The organism is Micromonospora sp. WMMD998 (assembly GCF_029581235.1).
Lineage (GTDB): Bacteria > Actinomycetota > Actinomycetes > Mycobacteriales > Micromonosporaceae > Micromonospora.
In genome coordinates this window covers 5,601,674-5,622,715 of sequence record NZ_CP120740.1, presented here as the reverse complement: position 1 = coordinate 5,622,715, position 21,042 = coordinate 5,601,674, and the positions used below count along the sequence as shown (strand labels likewise).

Below are 21,042 nucleotides of genomic sequence, written 5' to 3'. Positions count from 1 at the left end.
CCCCTGTTTCCGCCGTGTTACGTCGCTCGCGGAGCGTCAGCGCCCGTACGATCTAATGGCTTTTGAAGGCATTGTCGGATTTTTCGGTGAGTGCCGAGGCGACGTTACCCTGTCCGCTGTGACCGATACCGCCGCCGCACCGGTGCCGCCCGCCACCGACCCCGCCTTCACGCCCCCCGGCCTCGGCCGCCGCTTCGGCGCGCTCGTCATCGACTGGGTGCTCTGCCTGCTTGTCGCCCGGTCCTTCGCCGACCCGGTCCGCGACGGCTGGCCGCCGGTCCTGGTGCTGATCCTGGAATACGGCTTCTTCCTCGGCCTCTTCGCCCAGACCCCCGGCATGTACCTGACCCGGCTGCGCTGCGTGGCCTGGGCCGACGGCGGCCGGATCGGGCTCGCCCGGGCGCTGCTGCGCGGGCTCCTGCTCGCCCTCGTCGTACCCGCCCTGATCATGGACCAGCACCGGCGCGGCCTGCACGACCGGCTCACCGGCGCGGTCGTCACCGACGCGCCCCGCCGCTGACCCACCCGACGGCGAAGGAGCCGGCCCCGCGGGGGACCGGCTCCTTTTTCCGAGTAGGCCGGGAGTCAGCGCCCCCGGGACTGCCGGAACGCGCCGCGCGGGGGCCGCATGTTCTTCGGCACCGCCCCCTTGGGCATCTGCGGTCGCGCGGTCAGCGCCTTGAGCCGCTTGTCGAGGGCGTTGACGTCCTTGGGGGAGAGCGTGCGGGGCAGCCGCATCACGGTCATCCGCAGCTTGCGGACCGGCAGCTCGCCCTCGCCCTGACCGATCACGTAGTCGTGCAGCGGGGCCGAGCCGATCACCTTGGCCAGCCGGCGCTTCTCCTGCCCGAGCAGGCCCCGCACCCGCTGCGGGTTCCCCTCGGCCAGCAGGATCACGCCGGCGCGGCCCAGCACCAGGTGGATCATGTCCATCTGGGTGGTGGAGCTGACCGCCGGGGTGACCCGCCAGTCGCCGCGCATGCTCTCCATGATCTGCGCCGCCGCGCCGGGTTGCCCCTCGGCGGCGTTCATCATCGCCTTGTTGGACCGCAGGTTGAGCACGACCAGCAGGGCGAGCAGCGCGAGCAGGATGCCGACCGGCAGCCAGATCCAGCCCCAGGCGATCACCGCGACCACGGTGAGCGCGAGCGGGATCAGCACCGCCGCCGCGGCCAGCGGCGCGAACCACTTGTCCTGCTTGGCGGTGAACGTGAACACCATCCCGATCTGCTTCAGCCGCTGGCCGAACGAGACCTTCTCCTGGGGCTTTGCCATGCCGCAGAGTCTAGTGGTCGGCGCTCAACCCGTTGATCCGTGGCTGCCCGTTCCCGCGCCCGGCGTTCCGGCCCGCTCAGCGGCGCGGCAGATAGATCCGCCAGCCGGCCACCGTGACCACGTCGAGCGCGCCCGGTTCGGGGCCGAGCCGCCGGTCCAGCGTCGCGGCCAGCGGTGAGTCGTCCGGAGCCACCCAGGCCGCGTGCGGGTCCGCGGCCACCTCCCGCCGGTACGCCGGCAGCCGGTCGAACCCGGGGTGCAGGTGGTCGTCCACCACCGCGCAGACCACGTCCTCGCCGGTGGCGAACGTGAGCCGGTTGCACGTCCAGTAGCCGCCCCGCACGTGCCGGACGCCGAGCGCGCCGAGCGTGTCGACGAGCGCCCGGTGCCGGTCGGCCTCGGCGTGCACGGCCGGCACCGCCCGGATCGCGTCCACCGTGGCGGCCGTCCCGGTCCCGAGCACCCCCGCCAGCACCAGCACCGCCCCCACCGCCCTGCCCCCGACCCCGGCTGTCTCGGGCTTGCTCGACACCAGGGCACGCTCGCCGAGCCGGCCACTGCTCGCACGTGGGGCGAGCCGGGCGGCCAAGGGGCGGGCGGCCTGCCACAGCGGCCAGAGCAGGGCGGGGACGGCGACCGCGAGGCAGGACAGGTAGCGGCCACTCTCGGTCGGCGTACGCCCGGCCGCGTTGCTCGACGCGTACGCCGCCAGCACCGCCGCCGCGCCGACGAGCAGCGCCAACCGCACCCCCGCCGACACCCGGTCGGCAGGCGGACCGACGCGGCGCAGCACCCGCCACGCGGCAAGCGCGGCGAGCAGCAGCAGGACCGGGAAGGCGAGCGCCCACCACAGTTGCCACGGGGCGCAGCGCCCCGGCGAACAGAAACCCAGGGCCAGCGGCGGGCCGATGACCAGACCGCCGTGCAACCGCTCGGCCCAGCCCGCCGCCGCGCCCGAGCCGCTCGCCGCGAGCACCGCGGTGAGCGGGTCACGGCCGTGCCGGAGATTGTCGAACACCATCGGGGCGACGCCCAGCAGCAGCGCGCCCGCAAGCACGGCCCCGCGCCGGCCGGCCAACTCCCGCCGCCGCCACGCCACCAGCAGCGCGCCGAGCGTCAGCACGAACGGCAGGATCAGCGGGTCCACCCAGAGCAGCACGCCGGCGACCAGCCCCCAGGCCGCCCAGCGGGGCAGCCGCGCGCCCGGACCGCCGGCGCACAGCCCGACCGTGAGCAGCGCCAGCGCCGCCCCGGCCGGGTTCAGCTCGGGATAGCCGCCGCCGGCGATGAGCTGGTTCTTCACCACCCGGTCCGCGCCGAGCGCGAGCACGGCGACGACGAGCAGGGCGTACCAGCGGTCGCCGCCGAGCCGGCGGGTGAGCCGCCAGGACAGCAGCAGGAACAGCGCGTACAGGGCCAGGGTGGGCAGCCGCAGCGCGAGCACGGACGGCCCGGTGACCGCGATCAGCGGCGCGGCCAGGTACGCCTCCAGCGTGCCCATGTACGCCTGGCCGTAGAACCAGACCGGGAAGTCGACACCCCGGGCGATGTGCAGGGCGGCCAGCCCCATGGTCGCCTCGTCGCTGTTGCTGGGCGGCGCGTCGGCGAGCAGCAGCGCCAGCCGGTAGGCGACCCCGGCGGACCCGACGAGCAGGGCCAACAGCGTCGGCAGCCGGGGACGCCGGGGCGTACGCGGGTGGTCGGCCTCGCGTGGCTCCTCGCGTACCCCGGCGGTCATGCCTGGGATCATGGCATCCGGCGGGGGGCGACGCGGTCGGACGCCGGCCTCAGCCGGCGACGGCGACCTGCTCGCGTGCGGTGAGCGCCGCCTGGTAGAGGCGGCCGGCCCGGTAGGACGAGCGGACCAGCGGGCCGCTCATCACGCCGGCGAAGCCGATCTCCTCGGCCTCCTCGCGCAGCTCGACGAACTCCTCCGGCTTGACCCAGCGGGTGACCGGGTGGTGCCGGGGGGAGGGGCGCAGGTACTGCGTGATGGTGATCAGCTCGCAGCCTGCCTCGTGCAGGTCGCGCAGCGCCTGGGAGACCTCGGCGCGCTCCTCGCCCATGCCGAGGATGAGGTTGCTCTTGGTGACCAGACCGTCGGCGCGGGCCTGGCGGATCACGTCGAGCGACCGCTCGTAGCGGAACGCCGGGCGGATCCGCTTGAAGATGCGCGGCACGGTCTCCACGTTGTGCGCCAGCACCTCCGGGCGTGCGCCGAAGACCTCGGCGAGCTGCTCGGGCACCGCGTTGAAGTCGGGGATCAGCAGCTCGACGCCGCAGCCGGAACGCAGGGCGTGGATCTGCCGGACCGTCTCGGCGTAGAGCCAGGCGCCGCCGTCGGGCAGGTCGTCGCGGGCCACGCCGGTGATGGTCGCGTAGCGCAGGCCCATCGCGGCCACCGACTCGGCGACCCGGCGCGGCTCGTCGGCGTCGAACTCGGCCGGCTTGCCGGTGTCGATCTGGCAGAAGTCGCAGCGCCGGGTGCACTGGTCACCGCCGATGAGGAAGGTGGCCTCGCGGTCCTCCCAGCACTCGTAGATGTTGGGGCAGCCGGCCTCCTGGCACACCGTGTGCAGGCCCTCGCGCGAGACGAGCCCGCGCAACTCGGTGTATTCCGGGCCCATCTTGGCCTTGACCTTGATCCACGGCGGTTTGCGCTCGATCGGCGTCTCGGCGTTGCGCGCCTCGATCCGCAGCATGCGCCGCCCCTCCGGAGCGACAGTCGCGGTGGGCGCTGGCTGCTGAGTCGTCGGCGCGGAATGCTCGATCGTCACAAAATCGAGCCTACGCCGGTCGGCGGCGGTCGATGAACGTCGGGCGACCGCCGTCACCCCGGAAACGTTGTGACACCGGACACGGCCAGCCAAAAAACCGGCGTCACACTCGGCGGTCCCGGTGCTAGCGTGCCCGGCAGAGCTGCGACGGAGCCGAGTAGCGGACCGACCCGCCAGCCCAGAGAGCCGCCGATGCTGGAAAGGCGGCCTGGCGCCGGTCCGCGAAGACCCTCCCGAGCTGCGGGAAGAACAGCGTGTGTGTGTAAGGAGGGGCCCCTTCTTAACGCTTTCGGTAGAGGCGGGGCCCCCGCTTAACACCCGCGCCCAGTAGACCCCGCCCGGCTGGCCCCGGTGAAAAGGCGACGAACGAGGCTCCCGCTCCGGCGGGGGCGAAGGTGTGGTGGCACCGCGAGGCTCCCGCTCGCCCACACCTCCCTGGGGATCGCGTTGCGATTGATCGAGGAGGTAACCGCCGTGCAACGCATCCTGTCCAACCAGCTCCCCGCCCACGTCGGCGCGACCGTCCGGCTCGCCGGCTGGGTCCACCGCCGCCGGCTGCTCAAGTCGGTGGCGTTCCTGATCGTCCGGGACGCCGCCGGGCTCGCCCAGGTGGTGGTCGCCGCGCCCGACGTGCGCGCGCAGGTCGAGGCGCTCACCGAGGAGACCGTCGTCGAGGTGGTCGGCACGGTGGTCGCGAACCCCACCGCGCCCGCCGGGGTCGAGGTCGTCGAGCCGACGGTACGCCCGCTCGGCCCGCCCGCCGTACCGCCGCCGTTCGACCTGTACCGGCCGGTGCTCACCGCGAGCCTGCCCACCCAGCTCGACCACGCGCCGACCGCGCTGCGCCACCCGACCCGGTCCGCCGCGCTGCGGATCTCGGCGGCGGCCGTGGCCGGGTTCCGCGCCACGCTCGACCGGCGGCGCTTCGTCGAGGTGCACACGCCGAAGGTGGTCGGCTCGTCCACCGAGAGCGGCGCGAACGTCTTCGCGCTCGACTGGTTCGGCCGCCCCGCCTACCTGGCCCAGTCGCCGCAGTTCTACAAGCAGCTCATGGTGGGCGTCTTCGAGCGGGTGTACGAGGTGGGGCCGGTGTTCCGCGCCGAGCCGCACGACACGGTCCGGCACCTGGCCCAGTACACCTCGCTCGACGTCGAGCTGGGCTTCGTGACCGACCACCGGGACGTGATGACCGTGCTGCGGGACACCCTGGCCGGGATGCTCGCGAGCGTCGTGGACCGGGCCGGCGGCGCGCTCGACACGCTCGGCGTGACCGTGCCGGAGGTGCCCGCGGAGATCCCGGCGGTGCACTTCGCCGACGCGCTGACGATCGCCGGCGCGCCGGCCGACGAGCCCGACCTGGCGCCGGCGCACGAGCGGGCGCTGGGGGAGTGGGCCCGGACCGAGCACGGCAGCGACTTCCTGTTCGTCACCGGGTACCCGATGGCGAAGCGGCCCTTCTACACCCACCCGGACCCGGCCCGCCCGGCGTACTCCAATGGCTTTGACCTGCTGTTCCGGGGGATGGAGCTGGTCACCGGCGGGCAGCGGCTGCATCGGTACGCCGACTACCTGGCCGCTCTGGCGGCGCGGGGTGAGGCGGTGGAGCCGTACGCCGGGTACGTGGAGGCGTTCCGGCACGGGATGCCGCCGCACGGCGGCTTCGCGATCGGCCTGGAGCGGTTCGTGGCCCGGTTGACCGGCGCGGCGAACGTCCGGGAGGTGACCGCGTTCCCGCGCGACCTGCACCGCCTCACCCCCTGACGCGCTCCGGCCCGGGACGCGCGCGTCCCGGGCCGGAGCGGTGCGGAGTGGTGCGGTCGGATCAGGTGAAGTTCACGTCACTGCACCACATGTACGCCTGGTCGAGGTGGGACGCCTGCCAGATGACGAAGAGGATGTGGTGTCCGGTGTAGCCGGAGGTGGAGACGTTGAAGCTGATGTTCTGCGACGGCGCGTACCGGCCGGTCTGCGTGATGTAGTCGAGGTTGCCCCAGCCCAGCGTCTGGGTGGTCGGGTTGAACCCCTGCTTGCTCACGTAGACCTTGAAGTAGTCGGCGCCGTGGCTGGCCTGGTCGTAGAGCTGCACGGTGAAGTTGCGGCCGATGTTGCTGGTCTTCCACGCTCCGGGCCGGTTCAGGCTGTCGTTGCGGGACAGCGCGTTGCTGCACAGTTGACCGTCGGGGGTGCGGGCCTGGAACTGCCCGCCGAGGCCGTCGCGCAGGGCGCTCATCCAGTTCCACATGGTGTCGGCGTTGGCCTGGAACGCCTGCCAGCACATCGGGTCCTGCTGCTGCATGGCCGGGTCGGTGTGGTGGCTGCCCCAGGTCTGCCAGCACTTGTAGGCGCGGGTGGCCGGGCTGACGATCGTGCCGTGGGCCTGGGCCGCGCCGGGTACGGCGAGCGCGCCGGCCAGCAGGGCGAGCGCCACGACGAGCGCGCGGACGGGGTGGCGGACGGCTGATCGCGGTTGGTCGGATTGGTGGTGGGAACGCACGGTTACGTCCTCCTTCGGCGCTTAGGATGGGAGTGGGAGCGCTTCCATACCTAGCGTCGCATTTACGACATCAAATATCAATGATCATCTATATCTTTGTCCGAACTGGGGCGGATTCGCGCAGGTGAGGCGGGTTAGATCCGGGTCAGGGTGGGCAGGTGCCGCTCGACGACCGGCAGCACGTCGGCGACGGTGACCGACCGGCCCAACTCGGCGGTGAGCGAGGTGACCCCGGCGTCGCGGATGCCGCAGGGCACGATCCGGTCGAAGAAGCCCAGGTCGCAGTCGCAGTTGATGGAGAAGCCGTGCAGCGTGACACCGCGGGCGACCCGGATGCCGATGGCGGCCACCTTGCGCGCCGGCCCCCGGTCGTCCTCCGGCACCCACACGCCGCTGCGTCCCTCGACCCGGCCGGCGGTCAGCCCGAACTCGGCGCAGACGTCGATCAGCAGTTGCTCGGTGCGTCGCACGTACGCCACCACGTCGACCGGGTCGGGCAGGCGCACGATCGGGTAGCCGACGAGCTGCCCCGGACCGTGCCAGGTGATCTTGCCGCCGCGGTCCACGTCCACCACCGGGGTGCCGTCCACCGGTCGGTCCCACGGCTCGGTCCGCTTGCCGGCGGTGTAGACGCTCGGGTGCTCCAGCAGCAGCACCGTGTCGCCCCGCTCGCCGGCCACCACGGCCTCGTGCAGCCGCCGTTGCTCGTCCCAGGCGGCCTGGTAGTCGAGCCGGCCGGCACGGACGGTGGTCAAACCGGAAGTCGTCACGCTCACCCGGCAAGCGTAGTCCCGCCGCCCGGCCCGCCGACCCGTGACACTCGTCGCGTCCCGGCACCGGCGCCCGGCACGCGCCCGGTGCCGCGGCAGCGGACCTGACGCCGCCGGCACCGCGGCGGACGTCACGCGGCCGGCACCCGCCACAACCAGACGTCCTCGACCCGTTCCGGCGGGCCGAGCAGGGCGGTGGCGGTGCGGCGCAGCGCCTCCTCGTCGACGTCGTACTTGGCGCCGTGCACCCGGTCGGCCAGCACCACCGCCCGTACCCCCCAGTAGCGCAGGTCGGCCCGGGACTCCGCGATGCTGCCCGCGGTGATGATCGGTACCAGACCGGTGCTCCCGGCCTGGTCCATCAGGCTGTCGAAGGTGCGCGGCACCGGGCCGATCCGGCCCCGGCCGTCCGGCCCGCCCGGGCCGAGGAAGAAGCCGGCCGGGATGCGGAACTCGCCCTGCCGGTGGGCCAGCGCGTACGCCTGCCAGCGCTGCCCGTCCGGATAGACGTCGACGGTCAGCGGCAGCGGGGTGAGGACCCCGTCGGGCGGGACGTAGCGCTTCCAGGCCCCGCCGGTGATGAACGCCGGGACCGGTTCGCGGACGCTCGTGAGCAGCGGGGTGGGCAGCAGCGGCAGCAGCGCGACGGCGAAGCCGACCACCCAGGCCGCGCCGGCCACCCGCCGCCGGGACGGCCGGCTGCGCTCGTCCGGACGGTCGGGCCGCGCCGGTGGGCGGCGCAGGGCGTCGATCGCGTACGCCAGCAGCAGGCCGATCACCGGCGCGACGACCAGGGCCAGCCGGGACGGCAACGCCGCGTTGACCACCGGCAGGTTGTCCAGCACCCCGAACGGCAGCAACTGGTCGGTGCGCCGGCCGTTCCACTTGACCGTCGGCCCCCAGGAGAGCACCGCGAAGACCACCGCCGTCACGCCGAGCGCGAGCAGGGTGGCCCGGAACGCCCGGTCCGCGCGCCGCCACAGCAGGACGAAGCAGGCGACCGCGAGCAGCAGCAGCGGCACCCCGAAGAACGAGTTCTCCTCGGTCGGGTTGGGCGCGAGCGAGGTGCCGAACCCGGCCCAGCCGGCGAGCGACCGGCGCGGGTACGACAGGTACGCGGCGACGTCCTCGGAGTGGATCAGCGGGTCGAAGCCGGTGCCGTGGAACCGTTGCGGCCCGGCGAAGTGCAACCAGAGGGGGTACGCCAGCAGCACGCCGGCCACCAGCGCGGTCACCCCGAGCCCGGCCAGCATCCGGGGCAGCACGGCCCGCGCCTCCGCCCACCGGGCCGGGTGTGCCGCCCGGACCAGCAGGAACAGGGCGAGCGCCAGAGCGGTGAAGAACAGCCCCTCGGCGGCGATCGAGAAGGCGACCGCCACCAGCAGGCCGAGCACGATCCCGCCGGTGACCGCGCGGCCGGGCCGGCGCAGCCGGAACACGCCCCAGACGAGCAGCGGCACCAGCCAGCCGGCGGTCCAGTTCAGGTGCGCGTTGGCGTGCGACACCATGGCCGGGCAGTAGGCGATGAACAGCGCGCCCACCCCGGCGGCCAGCCGGCTGCCGACCAGGTGCCGGCTGAGCAGCCAGTACCAGGCCACCGCCGTGGCGGCCAGGTTGAGCGTGAGGATCACCAGGAACGTCGCGGGCGGCCCGATCAGGTACGTCAGCGGCGCGAAGACCGCCGCGTACACGGTGATCGAGGTGTTGACCGCGAGGTTCACCCCGTCCGGGACGTTGATCAGGTGGGTGAAGAACGGGTTCTGACCGTGGGTGAGCGCGTGCCCGCCGAACGCGAGCAGCCACTCGAACAGCGCCTGGTCGCTGGAGTTGACCGTGATCGTGCGGGTGTTCGGGTCCCGCCACATCCCGCTCGTCACCCAGAGCGCCAGCGCCAGCGCCGCGAGCGTCACCAGCAGGTCCGCGCGCCGGTCGCGGGCGGTGCGGGCGGGCGGCGGGCCGGTGACCGGGGACGGGGAGGACGGCACGCAGCGGACGTTACCAACCGGACCCGGGCACACCGCCCGGACGGTGAATGTGTGACCGACAGCCATTCCGGTCGATGAAACACGGCCGTAACGTCGCGGCAACTCGGAGAGTGATTCAGTTCACATTCCATGATCGGGAGGTCCCCGTGTCCCGCTCCTCAACCCTCATCACGCGCCTCGCCGGGGCGGCGGCCGGGATCGTGCTGGCCGCGGCCGGTGTCCTGGTCGCCGCGCTGCCCGCGCAGGCCGCCTCGCTGACCCAGGTCGGCGGCTTCGGCTCCAACCCCGGCAACCTGAGCATGTACGCCTACCGCCCGGACGGCCTGCCCGGCAACGCGCCGGCCGTGGTGCTGCTGCACGGCTGCACCCAGAACGCCGCCACCTACTTCGCCAACTCCGGCTGGCAGAAGTACGCCGACCAGTGGAAGTTCGCGCTGATCGTGGCGCAGCAAACGTCCGGCAACAACGCCAACTCCTGCTTCAACTTCTTCGAGACCGGGGACACCGCCCGGGGCCAGGGCGAGGCGCTGTCGATCAAGCAGATGGTCGACTACGCGAAGTCGAACTACGGCACCGACGCCGGCCGGGTCTACGTCAGCGGCCTCTCCGCCGGGGGCGCGATGAGCGCCGTCATGCTCGCCACCTACCCCGACGTGTTCGCCGCCGGCTCGATCATCGCCGGCATCCCGTACCGCTGCGCCACCAGCATGGTCAACGCCTTCACCTGCATGAACCCGGGCGTGGACAAGACCCCCGCCCAGTGGGGAGACCTGGTCCGCGGCGCGTACGCCGGATACGCCGGAGCGCGTCCCCGGGTGGCCATCTGGCACGGCGCCAGCGACTACACGGTGGCGACGGCGAACGCGACCGAGTCACGGGACCAGTGGACGAACGTACTCGGCGTGTCGCAGACCCCGACCAGCACGTCCTCGCTGCCGGGCGGCACCAGCCTGGAGGTCTACGGCAACGACCGGGTCCGCCTCTACCGCGTCGCCGGCATGGGCCACGGCACCCCGGTCGACCCGGGCTCGGCCGCCGACCAGTGCGGCACCGCCGGGGCGTACTTCCTGGACACCATCTGCTCGACGTACCGCGACGCGCTCTTCTTCGGGCTCGGAGGCGGCGGCGTCACGCCGAGCCCGACCCCGACGGCGACCGCGACCGCCGCACCCACCCCGACCGCGTCGCCCACCGCGTCGCCCACCACCGCGCCGGTCTGCGTCACCGCCAGCAACTACGCGCACGTCGCCGCCGGTCGGGCCTACCAGTCCGGCGGGTACGCCTACGCGCTTGGTAGCGGCCAGCGGATGGGCCTCTACAACACCTTCTACACCACCACGCTGAAGCAGACCGCCCCGAGTTACTGGGTCATCAACTGCTGACAGATGCAAGGAGGGGCCCCCGCTTAACGCATTCTGCATAGGCGGGGGCCCCGCTTAACGCCCACCGGCTCACCCGGCGAGGGCGACGCGCAGCGCGCCCGGCAGGTCCGGGTGTGCCCAGGTGAAACCGGCCTTGCCGAGCACCCCGGGCAGCACCCGGGCGCTGGTGAGCGCCTCGTGCGCGAACCCGCCGAGCGCCACCTTCAACGCCAGCGCCGGGATCGGCATGATCGCCGGCCGGTGCAGCAGGCGGGCCAACTCGCGGGTGAACTCGGCGTTCGTGACAGGCGCCGGCCCGACCACGTTGACCGGCCCGGCCACGTCGTCGCGGGCCAGCAGGAACGCCGCCGCGTCCAGCCAGTCCGGCATCGAGATCCACGGCAGCCACTGCCGGCCGTTGCCCAGCTTGCCGCCGACACCCAGCCGGAACGGCAGCAGTTGCGGCTTGAGCAGGCCACCGTCGCGGTGCAGCGGCAGCCCGGTGCGCAGCCGCACCACCCGTACCCCGGCGTCCTCGGCCGGCCGGGTCGCGGCCTCCCAGACCCGGCAGACGTCGGCCAGGAACCCCTCCCCGGCCGGCGCGTCCTCCTCCACGATCCGGTCACCGGTGTTGCCGTACCAACCGACCGCGGACGAGTTCAGCAGCGCCGCCGGCCGGTCCGCGGTCGGCAGGCCGGCGATCGTGATGGCGAGCGTGGTCGTGCTGTCCACCCGGCTGGTCCGGATCAGCTTCCGGTAGTCGTCGTTCCAACGCTTGTCGCCCACCCCCGCGCCGGCCAGGTTCACCACCGCGTCCGCGTCCGCGACGAACTGCGGGTCGAGTTGCGCGGCGGACGGATTCCACCGCCGCTCGTCCGGCGTGCGCGGCGCGCGGCGGACCAGCCGGGTGACCTGATGGCCGTCCGCGGTGAGACGGCCGACCAGTCGGGTGCCGAGGAAGCCGGACACGCCGGCCATGAGGATCCGCATGCTCACATCTTCGGGTACGCGGCGCGATCCGGATGCGTGGAGCGAAATCACTCACTCGTCACGCACGACTTCTCCCCGCCGGCGGGGAGATCGGTGGATCGCTCACTCGGCGCACCCGAAGGCTGCGGGTCGGGGAGAATGGCGCGGTGACCGACGCGGCGCTGTGCGAGGTGGGTAGCCGCGCACGCACGCAACCGCCGCCGCCCGCGGTCGTGTTCGAGGCGCTCACCGACCCCGACCGGGACCCCGCCCGCCCCTGGCTGGCGCTGCTCGACGACGAGCAGCCGCCCCGGGTGCTGGAGACCGCGTACCCGGAACTGGTCGTCTGGTCGTCGCTCTGGCCCCGCCGGCCGGACGCCCGGGTGCGGTTCGAGCTGGCGCCCGACGGCGGTGCCGGCACCCTGCTGCGCTGGCGGCTGCTGATGGCCGAACCGCTGCCCGACGACTCGCTCCTGGGCCACCTGCGCAAGCGGCTCAACGAACTGATCAACGCCGAGCTGCGCCACACCTTCGGCCAGTAGCCCGCGACGCGCTCACTCCCCGGTGCGGCCGTCGATGGCCTCGCGCAGGATGTCGGCCTGGCCCAGGTGGCGGGCGTACTCGTCGATCATGTGGGTGAGCACCCACCGCAGCGATCGTTCGGCTCCGGAGCCCGGGGTGCGTCCGATCGCGTCGAGGGAGCGCGTACCGGCGATGCGGCGGGACGCCGCCACCTGTTCACGCCACAGCGCGAAGGTTTCCGGACCGGTGGCGTCGGCGACGTCGTGGAACGGCGCGTCGACATCGTCGGTCAGGTCGAACAGGTCACCGGGCCAGGGCGCGTCCGTGGACACGCCCTGGAAATACCAGCGTTCGACCGTCGCCAGGTGCCGGACCAGGCCGAGCAGCGACAACGCGGACGACGGCACCGGCCGCGCCCGCAACTGCTCGTCGGACAGGCCGTCGCACTTGCGCACCAGGGCATCCCGCTGGAAGTCCAGGAACGCGTCGAGCAGGGTCCGCTCGTCGGCGTCGGGCGGCAACGCGAACCGTCGGTCGGACGCCCCAGGCGCGGCGCTCACGCGGTCGCCGGAGCGGTGCGCAGGTCCGCGAGGAGGCGTTCCACCTCGGTGAACGACGCCTCCGGCAGCGGCCCGTACGCCAGGGCGCCCAGGTTCTCCTCGGCCTGGCCGACGGTCCGGCAGCCGGGGATGGGCAGCGTCTGCGGGCTGCGCGCGAGCAGCCAACCCAACGCGCCCTGGGCGAGCGTGCGCCCGTCGGCGGTGAGCGCCTCGCGGACCCGGGCCACCCGGTCGGCCCACTCGGCGCGCGGCACCCCGTCGCTGAACCAGGTCAGCCACTCGGGCGCCACCCCACGCACGTCGTCACCGCCCCGCGCGGCCGGCGCGTCCTGGTACTTGGCGGTGAGCAGGCCCATCGCCAGCGGCCCCCGGTTGAGGCTGGCCAGGTCGAACTCCTCGCAGACCGCGAGCATCGCCGCGTTGTCCCGCAGCACCGACTGGTCGTGCTGGATCGCCGCGCAGTGCGGACCCGCCTCCGCGAACGCCCGCGCCGACGCCGGGTCGTCGGTGCTCCAGCCGTACGCCCGGATCTTGCCCGCGGTGACCAGGCCCTCAAGCGTCTCCACCAGGTCCAGCGCCTGCGGCACCGGCAGGCCGCCCAGGTGTAGCTGGTAGAGGTCGACGTGGTCGGTGCCGAGCCGGCGCAGCGAGCCCTCCAGGCTGCGGCGCGCGTAGGCGGGAGTGCCGTCCTCGCCGGCGGCCTGCCGGGTCGCCTCGTCGGTCGGGTAGCCGAACTTGGTGGCGATCACCGCCTGCTCCCGGCGGTCGGCGAGCGCGCGGCCGAGCACCCGCTCGCTGTGCCCCGCGCCGTAGTTGCTGGAGGTGTCGAAGAGGGTCGCGCCGAGGTCGAGCGCCCGGTGGACGGTGCGGATCGACTCGTCGTCGTCCACCTCGCCCCAGCCGAGCGGCTGCTCACCGGCCCAGAGGGGGCCGCCGATCGCCCAGCAGCCCATGCCGATGGCGCTGACCTCGATGCCGCTGCGGCCCAGCCGTCGTGTCGTCGTCATGATCCCAGTGTCCTATCTCGAGTGCGCTCTAAGTCCAGCCGTTTCCGGCCATCCGGGACACGAGCGGCGCGAGCGCGTCGACGGCGTCGGCGCGTACCACGAAGCGGGTGACGCCCCAGCGGCGCCGGTGCGAGGCCACCGCCGCGACGATCTCATCTTCGGTGCCGATCAGCACGAACGGGGTGGCCAGCAGCTCCGCCGGGGTGAGGCCGGTCTCGGCGGCCGTCTCGGCGGCGACCGCCTCGGCGTCGTTGGTGACCGCGACGCGCTGGACCAGCGCCTCCAGGGCCGGCGGCGCGGCCCGGCCGGCCGCGCCGGCCGTCACGTGGGCGAGCTGCGCGTCGAGCTGGTCCGCCCGCCACCGGACCTCGTGCCGGTGACCGTCGGCCAGGGTGCGGCCGAAGCCGGTCAGGCCGATCACATCGGCGTGCGCGCCGGCCCAGCGCAGCAGCGTCGAGTTGGCCGTGCCGACGGTGAGCGGGATCCGCTCCTGGACCGGCCGGGGCCCGTCGAGGCGGGCGGCGTGCGCGGCCAGGTCCGGGGTGTCCACCGTGACCTCGTCCCCGGCCAGCAGCGCCCGTACCGCCTCGGCCACCGCCACGCAGCGGCGGACCCGGCCGGCGACGTCGGGGCGTTCCCGGCCGACCGCCCGCCACTCGCCGGGGGTGTGGCCGGCGCCCAGGCCGAGCCGCGCCCGACCGCCGGAGACCACGTCCAACGTGGCCACGTCGGCGGCGAGCAGGATCGGTTCCCGGACGCCGGCGTTCGACACGTACGAACCGAGGCCCAGCGTGCTGGTCACGGCAGCGGCGGCGGCCAGCGCGACGAACGGCGACGGGCCGAAACCGGGGTGGTCGGCGGCGTGGAGCGCGTCGAAGCCGGCGGCCTCGACGGTGCGGGCCAGCTCCGCCCAGCTCGTCGCGTCGGTGGGCCGGGCCTGCACGGAGAAGATCGCCATCGGCCCAGTGTCCGCCCGCGTCCCGCTCACCACCCGCCCCTTCTGCCGAGGGCCGAAGGGTAAGGCGGGGCCCCCGCTTAACGCATTCGGTAGAGGCGGGGGCCCCGCTTAACAACCTCAGACCGCGTCGAGGCGCGCCAGGGCCTCGGGGGAGAGGCGGAGCGCGGCGGCGGCGACGTTCTGCTCCAGGTGCGCCGGGTCGCCGGTGCCGGGGATGGCGAGCACGTTCGGGCCACGGCTCAGCACCCAGGCCAGCCGGATCTGGGCCGCGCTGACGCCGTGCTCCCGCGCCACCGCGAGCACCTCCGGGTGCTCCTCGCCGGTCGCCCCGGCCTCCCGCCCGCTGGTGACGATGGAGAAGAACGGCACGAACGCGGTGCCGTGCGCGGCGCAGTCCCGGATCAGCTCGTCGTGGCTCCGGCGGTAGCCGAGGCCGTACGAGTTCTGCACGCACACCACCGGCGCGATGGTCCGCGCCTCGGCGACCTGGTGCGCGCGTACCGCGGAGACGCCGAGGTGCCGGATCAGCCCGGCGTCGACCAGCTCGGTGAGCGCGCCGAAGTGCTCGGCCAGCGGCTCCGGCCCGTGCACCCGCAGGTTGACCACGTCGAGGTGGTCGCGGCCGAGCTGGCGCAGGTTCTCCTCGACCTGGCCGCGCAGTTGCTCCGGCCGGGCCGCCGGCAGCCACTGGCCGGACGGGTCCTTGCCCGGCCCGACCTTGGTGACGATGACCAGATCCTCCGGGTACGGCGACAGCGCCCGGTTGATCAACTCGTTGGCCGAGCGCAGCGGCGAGAAGTAGAACGCCGCGGTGTCGATGTGGTTGACGCCCAGCTCGACCGCCCGACGCAGCACGGCGACGGCCCGGTCCCGGTCGCTGGGGCTGCCGTCGGCGTTCGCGGTCAGCCGCATCGCGCCGAGGCCCATCCGGTTGACGGTCCGGTCGCCGAGTTGCCAGATGCCGGCCGCGCCGGCGGAAACGGTGTCGATGGTCATGCGGGTTCCCCGTCCCTCGCGAAAGCCCCACGGTGGGGCCGAGAGGTGACACGCGGCAGCCGGACAGCCGGTTCACACGCCGTGCCTGTCACTCGCCCTCGTCGCGGTCGTCGGGCTGCTCGTGCCAGCGGGCCCGCCAGGCCGCCTCGTGCGCCTCGTGGCTGGCCCGCTCCTCGAAGACCAGCTTGCGCAGCGCACGCCGACCCGCATCGAAGACGATCACCTCGGCCGCCACCATACCCACCGTGATGGCGGTCAGCAGCCCCATCGCGACCAGGCCCGGCACCCGCTGCGCGACGGGGATGGCCGCGCCGAGCAGCAGCACCGCCGCAACCCGGGTCCAACTCAGCGTGCGCAGCGTCCGCGCCTGGAACAGCATGTTGCCGCAGATGTAGGCGGCCACCCCGCCGAAGAGCAGCGGTACGGCCGGCCCGTGCGCGGACTCGCTCGGGGGCACGTCGGGACTGGCGATGTCGTGCACGATCATCTCGGCGCCGAGCGCGAACAGGATGATGCCCGCGATCATCGGCAGGAACAGGTACGCGTAGGCGTCCCGGGCCATCGCCACCCGTGGCCCGTCCCGGGCGGCGTGGAGCGCGATCCGGGCGGCCGGCCCGACCATGTCGTAGTGCGCCCACCAGAGCGCGGCGGTGAAGAAGATGCCGAGCACCGCCGCCACCACGGCCGGCCAGGTGGGCGGCTGCCCGAGCAGGTTGCTGCCGACGCCGACCGAGATGACCGACTCACCCAGCGCGATGATCAGGATGAGGTCGTACCGCTCCGTCCAGTGTTCGGCGGAGGCGACGCCCCAGCCCCAGGTGCCGGCGAGGATGCCGGTGCCGTACTGGAGCAGGACGACGGTCGCCCACAACCCGTCGCGGACCACGGCCGCCGACGTGAGACCGTCGATCTTCGGCGGCACCAGCGCGGCGACCATCAGCAGCACGGTGCTGCCGATCACCTCCGGGGCGAACCGGATCAGTTGCCGGCGTTCGTCCGGGCTGTCCCGCACCGCGTGCTGGTACAGCAGCAGGTGCACCAGCCGCAGCACGGTGTAACTGATCGCGGCGACGATCGGCCCGGCGTCGTTGCCGCGCGGGTCGCGGAACGCGTTCGGCAGTGACAGCGCGAACGTGAACAGCGCGGCCATGCCGACCGTCATGAGCACCGGGACGAAACCCTCGCCGAGCCGGACCCGGGTGGCCACCACGCTGTGCACCACCCACGACCACCAGAGCACGGCGAGGACCAGCAGGGCGTGCAGCAGGGCGCCGCCGCTCACCTGGAGCGCGGTGGCCCGGGTGATGATGAAGAACGAGAAGACGAAGACCAGGTCGAAGAAGATCTCGAACCGGTCCACCCGGGCGCCCGGGGCCACCGGCACCGCCGGCCCGAGGCGCCCCCGCCACCCGTACCCGCCCACCGGCCGAGTCTGTCAGCGCGCGGCCGGCGGCGGGCCGGAAACAACGAAGGGGTACGCGGCGACCGCCGCGTACCCCTTCGCGTCCCGTGCGTCAGAGGCCGAGTTCGGCCTCGAAGTTGCCGCCCTCCAGCCGCTCCTTGACCGCGGTCAGGAAGCGGGCGGCGTCGGCGCCGTCGATCAGCCGGTGGTCGTACGACATGGCCAGGTAGACCATCGACCGGACCGCGATGACCTCGCCCAGATCCGGGTCGTTGACCACGACCGGCCGCTTCACCACGGCGCCCGTGCCGAGCATCGCCGACTGCGGCGACGGCACGATCGGGGTGTCGAAGAGCGCGCCCCGGCTGCCGGTGTTGGTGAGCGTGAAGGTCGCGCCGGCCATCTCGTCCGGGGTGATCTTGTTGGCCCGGGTGCGCTCGGCCAGGTCGGCGATCCGCTTGGCGATGCCGCCCATGTTGAGGTCACCGGCGTTGTGGATGACCGGCACGAGCAGCCCGCGCTCGGTGTCCACCGCGATGCCGAGGTGCTCGGCGGCCGGGTAGGTGATCGTGCCGCCCTCCAGGTCCATGCTGGCCTGGATGATCGGGTGGGTCTGGAGCGCCTCGATGGCGGCGAGCGCGAAGAACGGCAGGAAGGACAGCTTCACACCGTGCTTGGCCTGGAACGAGTCCTTGGCCCGGGTACGCAGCTTGGCGACCTTCGTGACGTCCACCTCGACGACGGTGGTGAGCTGCGCCGTCTCGTGCAGCGACTGCTGCATCCGCTTGGCGATGGTCGCCCGGATCCGCGGCAGCTTCTCCGTGGTGCCCCGCTTGCTGCTCGGCTGCGGCTTGGCGGCCGGCTGGGCCGGCGCCTTCGCGGCGGCGGGCTCGGCGGCGGCCGGCTGAGCCGTGGCGGCCTTCGCCTTCTCGGCCGCCTCCAGCACGTCCTGCTTGCGGATCCGGCCACCCACGCCGGTGCCGTTGACCGAGCCCAGGTTCACGCCGTGCTCGGCGGCGAGCTTGCGGACCAGCGGGGTCACGTAACCGGCGGCCTCCTCGCCGCCACCCTGGGCCGGGGCGGTCGGACGCTGCGGCGCGGCGGTCGGCGCGGACGGCTGGGCCGCCTGCTCGGCCTTGGCCGGCTCGGCGGCCTGCTCCGCCTCGGCGGACGGCTCGTTGTAGGACATGCCCGGGGTGGGCTCCTGGACCTTCGGCTCCGGCTTGGGCTCGGCCTTCGGCTCGGGCTTCGCCTCCGCCTTCGGCTCGGGCTTGGGCTCGGGCTTCGCCTCGGCGGGCGCGGCGCCGGCCGCCCCGACGATCGCCAGTACGCCGCCGACCTCGGCGGTCTCGTCCTCGGGGACCTTGATCTCCAGCACGGTGCCGGCGACCGGCGACGGGATCTCGGTGTCCACCTTGTCGGTCGACACCTCCAGCAGAGGCTCGTCCACCTCGACGGTCTCGCCGACCTGCTTGAGCCAGCGGGTGACCGTACCCTCGGTGACGCTCTCGCCGAGCGCCGGCATGGTCACCGGCGTGCCCTCGCCCGACGACGCGGCGGGCTGGGCCGGCTCCTCGACGGCCGGCTGCTCCGCCTCGGCCCCGGGCTCCGCGGCGGCCTGCGCGGCCTGCTCCGGCTCCGGGCCGGTGCCCTCGGCGGCGGCCGTCGGCTCGGTGGCCGGCTCGGCCTCCTCCTTCGGGGCGCTGCCCGCGTCCTCGCCCTCACCGGCGATGACCGCCAGCTCGCTGCCGACCTCGGCGGTCTCGTCCTCGCCGACGACGATCCGGCTCAGCACGCCCGCCGCGGGCGACGGGATCTCGGTGTCCACCTTGTCGGTCGACACCTCCAGCAGGGGCTCGTCGACCTCGACGGTGTCGCCCTCCTGCTTGAGCCAGCGCGTGACGGTGCCCTCGGTGACGCTCTCGCCGAGCCGGGGCATGGTGACCGATACCGGCATGTTCTCCAGACTCCTTCATTCCCCTGGTGGGATCATCGCCCGTCGCCGGACGCCGCGGTTGTCGTGTCAGGCGTGCGCGTGCAGCGGCTTGCCGGCCAGGGCCAGGTGCGCCTCGCCCAGGGCCTCGTTCTGGGTCGGGTGGGCGTGCACGAGCTGCGCCACCTCGGCCGGGTACGCCTCCCAGTTGTAGATGAGCTGGGCCTCGCCGATCAGCTCACCGACCCGGGCGCCGACCATGTGCACGCCGACCACCGGGCCGTCGTCCACCCGGACCAGCTTCACGTGGCCGGCGGTCTTGAGGATCTGGCTCTTGCCGTTGCCACCCAGGTTGTAGTTGTAGGTCTTGACCTTGTCGGCGCCGTACTGCTCCTTGGCCTTCGCCTCGGTCAGCCCGACCGAGGCCAGCTCCGGGTCGCAGTAGGTGACGCGCGGGATGCCGGCCTCGTCGATCACGGCGGGGGTCTTCCCTGCGATCTCCTCGGCGACGAAGATGCCCTGCTGGAAGCCGCGGTGCGCGAGCTGGAGGCCGGGCACGATGTCGCCGACCGCGTAGACGTTCGGCACGCTGGTGCGCAGCCGCTCGTCGGTCAGCACGTAGCCGCGGTCCATCTTGACGCCCTGCTCCTCGTACCCGAGGTCGGCGGTGTTCGGGCCGCGACCGACGGCGACCAGCAGCAGCTCGGCCTCGACCACGTCGCCGCCCTGGATGGTCAGCTTGACACCCTTGTCGGTCTTCTCGACCTTCTCGAACGGCTTGCCGACCTTAAAGTTGATCTTCCGCTTGCGGAACGCCCGCTCCAGCGCCTTCGACGACTCCTCGTCCTCGGCCGCGACCAGCCGGGGCAGCGCCTCGACGATGGTCACGTCGACCCCGAAGGACTTCCAGACGCTCGCGAACTCGACGCCGATCACGCCGCCGCCGAGCACGATCGCCGACGACGGGATCCGGTCCAGGGTCAGCGCGTGGTCGCTGGTGATGATCCGCTCGCCGTCGACCTCCAGGCCGGGCAGGGTCTTCGCGTACGAGCCGGAGGCCAGCACGATGTTGCGGCCGGTGTAACGCTTGCCGTCGACCTCGACGACGTTCTTCCCGACCAGCTTGCCGGCGCCCTCGACGATGGTGATCGCCTTGTTGCTTTTGAGCATCCCCTGGAGGCCCTTGTAGAGGCGGGAGACCACGCCGTCCTTGTACGAGTTGACCGCCGCCATGTCGATGCCCACCAGCTCGGCCTTCACGCCGAACTGCTCGGACTCGCGGGTCTGGTCGGCGACCTCGGCGGCGTGCAGCAGCGCCTTGGTGGGGATGCAGCCGTTGTGCAGGCAGGTGCCGCCGAGCTTGCCCTTCTCGATGAGCGCGACGGAGAGATCCAGCTGGGCGGCACGCAGCGCCGCCGCGTAGCCGCCGCTACCACCTCCGAGGATGACGATGTCGAAGGTCGTGTCGTTCGGCTCGCTCACATCCAACTCCCAGGTCGCGTCACTGCATCGGGGGTTACGGCGGGGTAACAGGCACACCCCACCTCGGTCATCTTGTCACCACCGACGGCCGAGCGCGTACCGAGGTGCCCAACGACACGTCGGCGGCACGTACCCTTGGCACCGTCTTCGATGACATTCCGGGGGAGGAGTGGGTCCGGTGGCGCTGTTCCGACGACGCAAGCGGGTGGCCGCGGTGAGCCGCGACCGCGCTACCGAACGCGCCGATCTGGACCACCTTGAGAACTTTGTCCGCACCCGGCGGGGCGTCGAGGCCTTTCTGGAACCGCGGACCACCGTCACCGAGACCACAGTCATATTGATCGCCGACGACGGCGAGTGGACCCGACGGCGGGTCGGCAGCCCGGAGGACGCCCGTCGCTGGGCGCACCGGACCGCCATCCCGATCTACGACGTCCGCCTGATGGGCTACCCCCAGCGGATGCGCGACTACAACGAGCGCCGCAAGCGCCGCCCCGAGCTGTTCTAAGCGCCACCGCCGCCAGGTGTTAAAAGGGGCCCCCGCCTATGCA

The 21,042-nt window shown here is 73.1% G+C and carries 19 protein-coding genes; 5 read left to right on the top strand and 14 right to left on the bottom strand.

The annotated features are described in order from the left end of the window. Nucleotides 1–118: 118 nt before the first annotated feature. Nucleotides 119–520, top strand: coding sequence for an RDD family protein (locus O7619_RS25260; RefSeq protein WP_348774337.1), 402 nt, complete (start codon nucleotides 119–121; stop codon nucleotides 518–520). A 65-nt stretch (nucleotides 521–585) separates the two neighbouring features. On the opposite strand, the gene O7619_RS25255 is transcribed toward O7619_RS25260, so the two are convergent. The 3 genes from O7619_RS25255 to lipA all read right to left on the bottom strand — a co-directional run bounded on the left by O7619_RS25255 (nucleotide 586) and on the right by lipA (nucleotide 4,109). Then, nucleotides 586–1,275 carry a DUF4191 domain-containing protein gene (locus O7619_RS25255; protein WP_282283806.1) on the bottom strand — a complete coding sequence of 230 codons (690 nt, stop codon included), beginning with the start codon at nucleotides 1,273–1,275 and terminating at the stop codon, nucleotides 586–588. Between the two features lie 76 nt (nucleotides 1,276–1,351). After that, nucleotides 1,352–3,013 (bottom strand): DUF423 domain-containing protein, encoded by a 1,662-nt coding sequence (locus O7619_RS25250; protein ID WP_282283805.1) that lies wholly within the window; start codon nucleotides 3,011–3,013, stop codon nucleotides 1,352–1,354. A gap of 49 nt (nucleotides 3,014–3,062) precedes the next feature. Further along, entirely contained in the window at nucleotides 3,063–4,109 is a 1,047-nt protein-coding gene (lipA, locus tag O7619_RS25245; protein WP_282283804.1) for a lipoyl synthase, read from the bottom strand. Between the two features lie 417 nt (nucleotides 4,110–4,526). On the opposite strand from lipA, the gene aspS reads away from it, so the two are divergent. Then, nucleotides 4,527–5,813: an aspartate--tRNA(Asn) ligase gene (gene aspS, locus O7619_RS25240; protein WP_282283803.1), complete on the top strand. Its 1,287-nt coding sequence runs from the start codon at nucleotides 4,527–4,529 to the stop codon at nucleotides 5,811–5,813. 61 nt (nucleotides 5,814–5,874) lie between these two features. Here the strand turns inward: aspS and O7619_RS25235 are convergent, their stop codons facing one another. From O7619_RS25235 to O7619_RS25225, 3 genes are all read right to left on the bottom strand, one after another. Then, entirely contained in the window at nucleotides 5,875–6,546 is a 672-nt protein-coding gene (locus O7619_RS25235; protein ID WP_282283802.1) for a lytic polysaccharide monooxygenase, read from the bottom strand. Between the two features lie 134 nt (nucleotides 6,547–6,680). Beyond that, nucleotides 6,681–7,322: a lipoyl(octanoyl) transferase LipB gene (gene lipB, locus O7619_RS25230; protein WP_282283801.1), complete on the bottom strand. Its 642-nt coding sequence runs from the start codon at nucleotides 7,320–7,322 to the stop codon at nucleotides 6,681–6,683. A 125-nt stretch (nucleotides 7,323–7,447) separates the two neighbouring features. Then, complete coding sequence (locus tag O7619_RS25225) at nucleotides 7,448–9,301, bottom strand: DUF2079 domain-containing protein (protein WP_282283799.1); 1,854 nt, start codon at nucleotides 9,299–9,301, stop codon at nucleotides 7,448–7,450. A gap of 146 nt (nucleotides 9,302–9,447) precedes the next feature. Between O7619_RS25225 and O7619_RS25220 the strand changes: the two genes are divergently transcribed. After that, a complete protein-coding gene (locus tag O7619_RS25220; RefSeq protein ID WP_282283798.1) occupies nucleotides 9,448–10,683 on the top strand; it encodes a PHB depolymerase family esterase in 1,236 nt (411 codons plus the stop codon). A gap of 69 nt (nucleotides 10,684–10,752) precedes the next feature. Here the strand turns inward: O7619_RS25220 and O7619_RS25215 are convergent, their stop codons facing one another. Next, nucleotides 10,753–11,652 carry a TIGR01777 family oxidoreductase gene (locus tag O7619_RS25215; protein WP_282283796.1) on the bottom strand — a complete coding sequence of 300 codons (900 nt, stop codon included), beginning with the start codon at nucleotides 11,650–11,652 and terminating at the stop codon, nucleotides 10,753–10,755. A 146-nt stretch (nucleotides 11,653–11,798) separates the two neighbouring features. On the opposite strand from O7619_RS25215, the gene O7619_RS25210 reads away from it, so the two are divergent. Beyond that, nucleotides 11,799–12,173, top strand: a complete 375-nt coding sequence (locus tag O7619_RS25210; RefSeq protein WP_282283795.1) for a hypothetical protein — start codon at nucleotides 11,799–11,801, stop codon at nucleotides 12,171–12,173. A 12-nt stretch (nucleotides 12,174–12,185) separates the two neighbouring features. Here O7619_RS25210 and O7619_RS25205 read toward each other — a convergent pair whose 3' ends face one another. The 7 genes from O7619_RS25205 to lpdA all read right to left on the bottom strand — a co-directional run bounded on the left by O7619_RS25205 (nucleotide 12,186) and on the right by lpdA (nucleotide 20,491). Beyond that, entirely contained in the window at nucleotides 12,186–12,713 is a 528-nt protein-coding gene (locus tag O7619_RS25205) for a DinB family protein (protein WP_282283792.1), read from the bottom strand. Then, a complete protein-coding gene (locus O7619_RS25200) occupies nucleotides 12,710–13,720 on the bottom strand; it encodes an aldo/keto reductase (protein WP_282283791.1) in 1,011 nt (336 codons plus the stop codon). The genes O7619_RS25205 and O7619_RS25200 overlap by 4 nt, the downstream gene beginning before the upstream one ends. Before the next feature lie 28 nt (nucleotides 13,721–13,748). Next, nucleotides 13,749–14,678, bottom strand: a complete 930-nt coding sequence (locus tag O7619_RS25195; protein WP_282283790.1) for an LLM class flavin-dependent oxidoreductase — start codon at nucleotides 14,676–14,678, stop codon at nucleotides 13,749–13,751. 117 nt (nucleotides 14,679–14,795) lie between these two features. Beyond that, nucleotides 14,796–15,674 carry an oxidoreductase gene (locus tag O7619_RS25190; RefSeq protein WP_282283789.1) on the bottom strand — a complete coding sequence of 293 codons (879 nt, stop codon included), beginning with the start codon at nucleotides 15,672–15,674 and terminating at the stop codon, nucleotides 14,796–14,798. An 88-nt stretch (nucleotides 15,675–15,762) separates the two neighbouring features. Continuing rightward, entirely contained in the window at nucleotides 15,763–17,097 is a 1,335-nt protein-coding gene (locus O7619_RS25185) for a low temperature requirement protein A (RefSeq protein ID WP_282283788.1), read from the bottom strand. A gap of 91 nt (nucleotides 17,098–17,188) precedes the next feature. Next, entirely contained in the window at nucleotides 17,189–19,033 is a 1,845-nt protein-coding gene (gene sucB / locus O7619_RS25180; protein WP_282283787.1) for a 2-oxoglutarate dehydrogenase, E2 component, dihydrolipoamide succinyltransferase, read from the bottom strand. Nucleotides 19,034–19,099: 66 nt separating this feature from the next. Next, nucleotides 19,100–20,491: a dihydrolipoyl dehydrogenase gene (lpdA, locus tag O7619_RS25175; protein ID WP_282283786.1), complete on the bottom strand. Its 1,392-nt coding sequence runs from the start codon at nucleotides 20,489–20,491 to the stop codon at nucleotides 19,100–19,102. A 178-nt stretch (nucleotides 20,492–20,669) separates the two neighbouring features. Between lpdA and O7619_RS25170 the strand changes: the two genes are divergently transcribed. Further along, on the top strand, nucleotides 20,670–20,999 hold the full coding sequence (locus O7619_RS25170; RefSeq protein ID WP_282283785.1) for a hypothetical protein: 330 nt from the start codon (nucleotides 20,670–20,672) through the stop codon (nucleotides 20,997–20,999). Nucleotides 21,000–21,042: the final 43 nt, after the last annotated feature.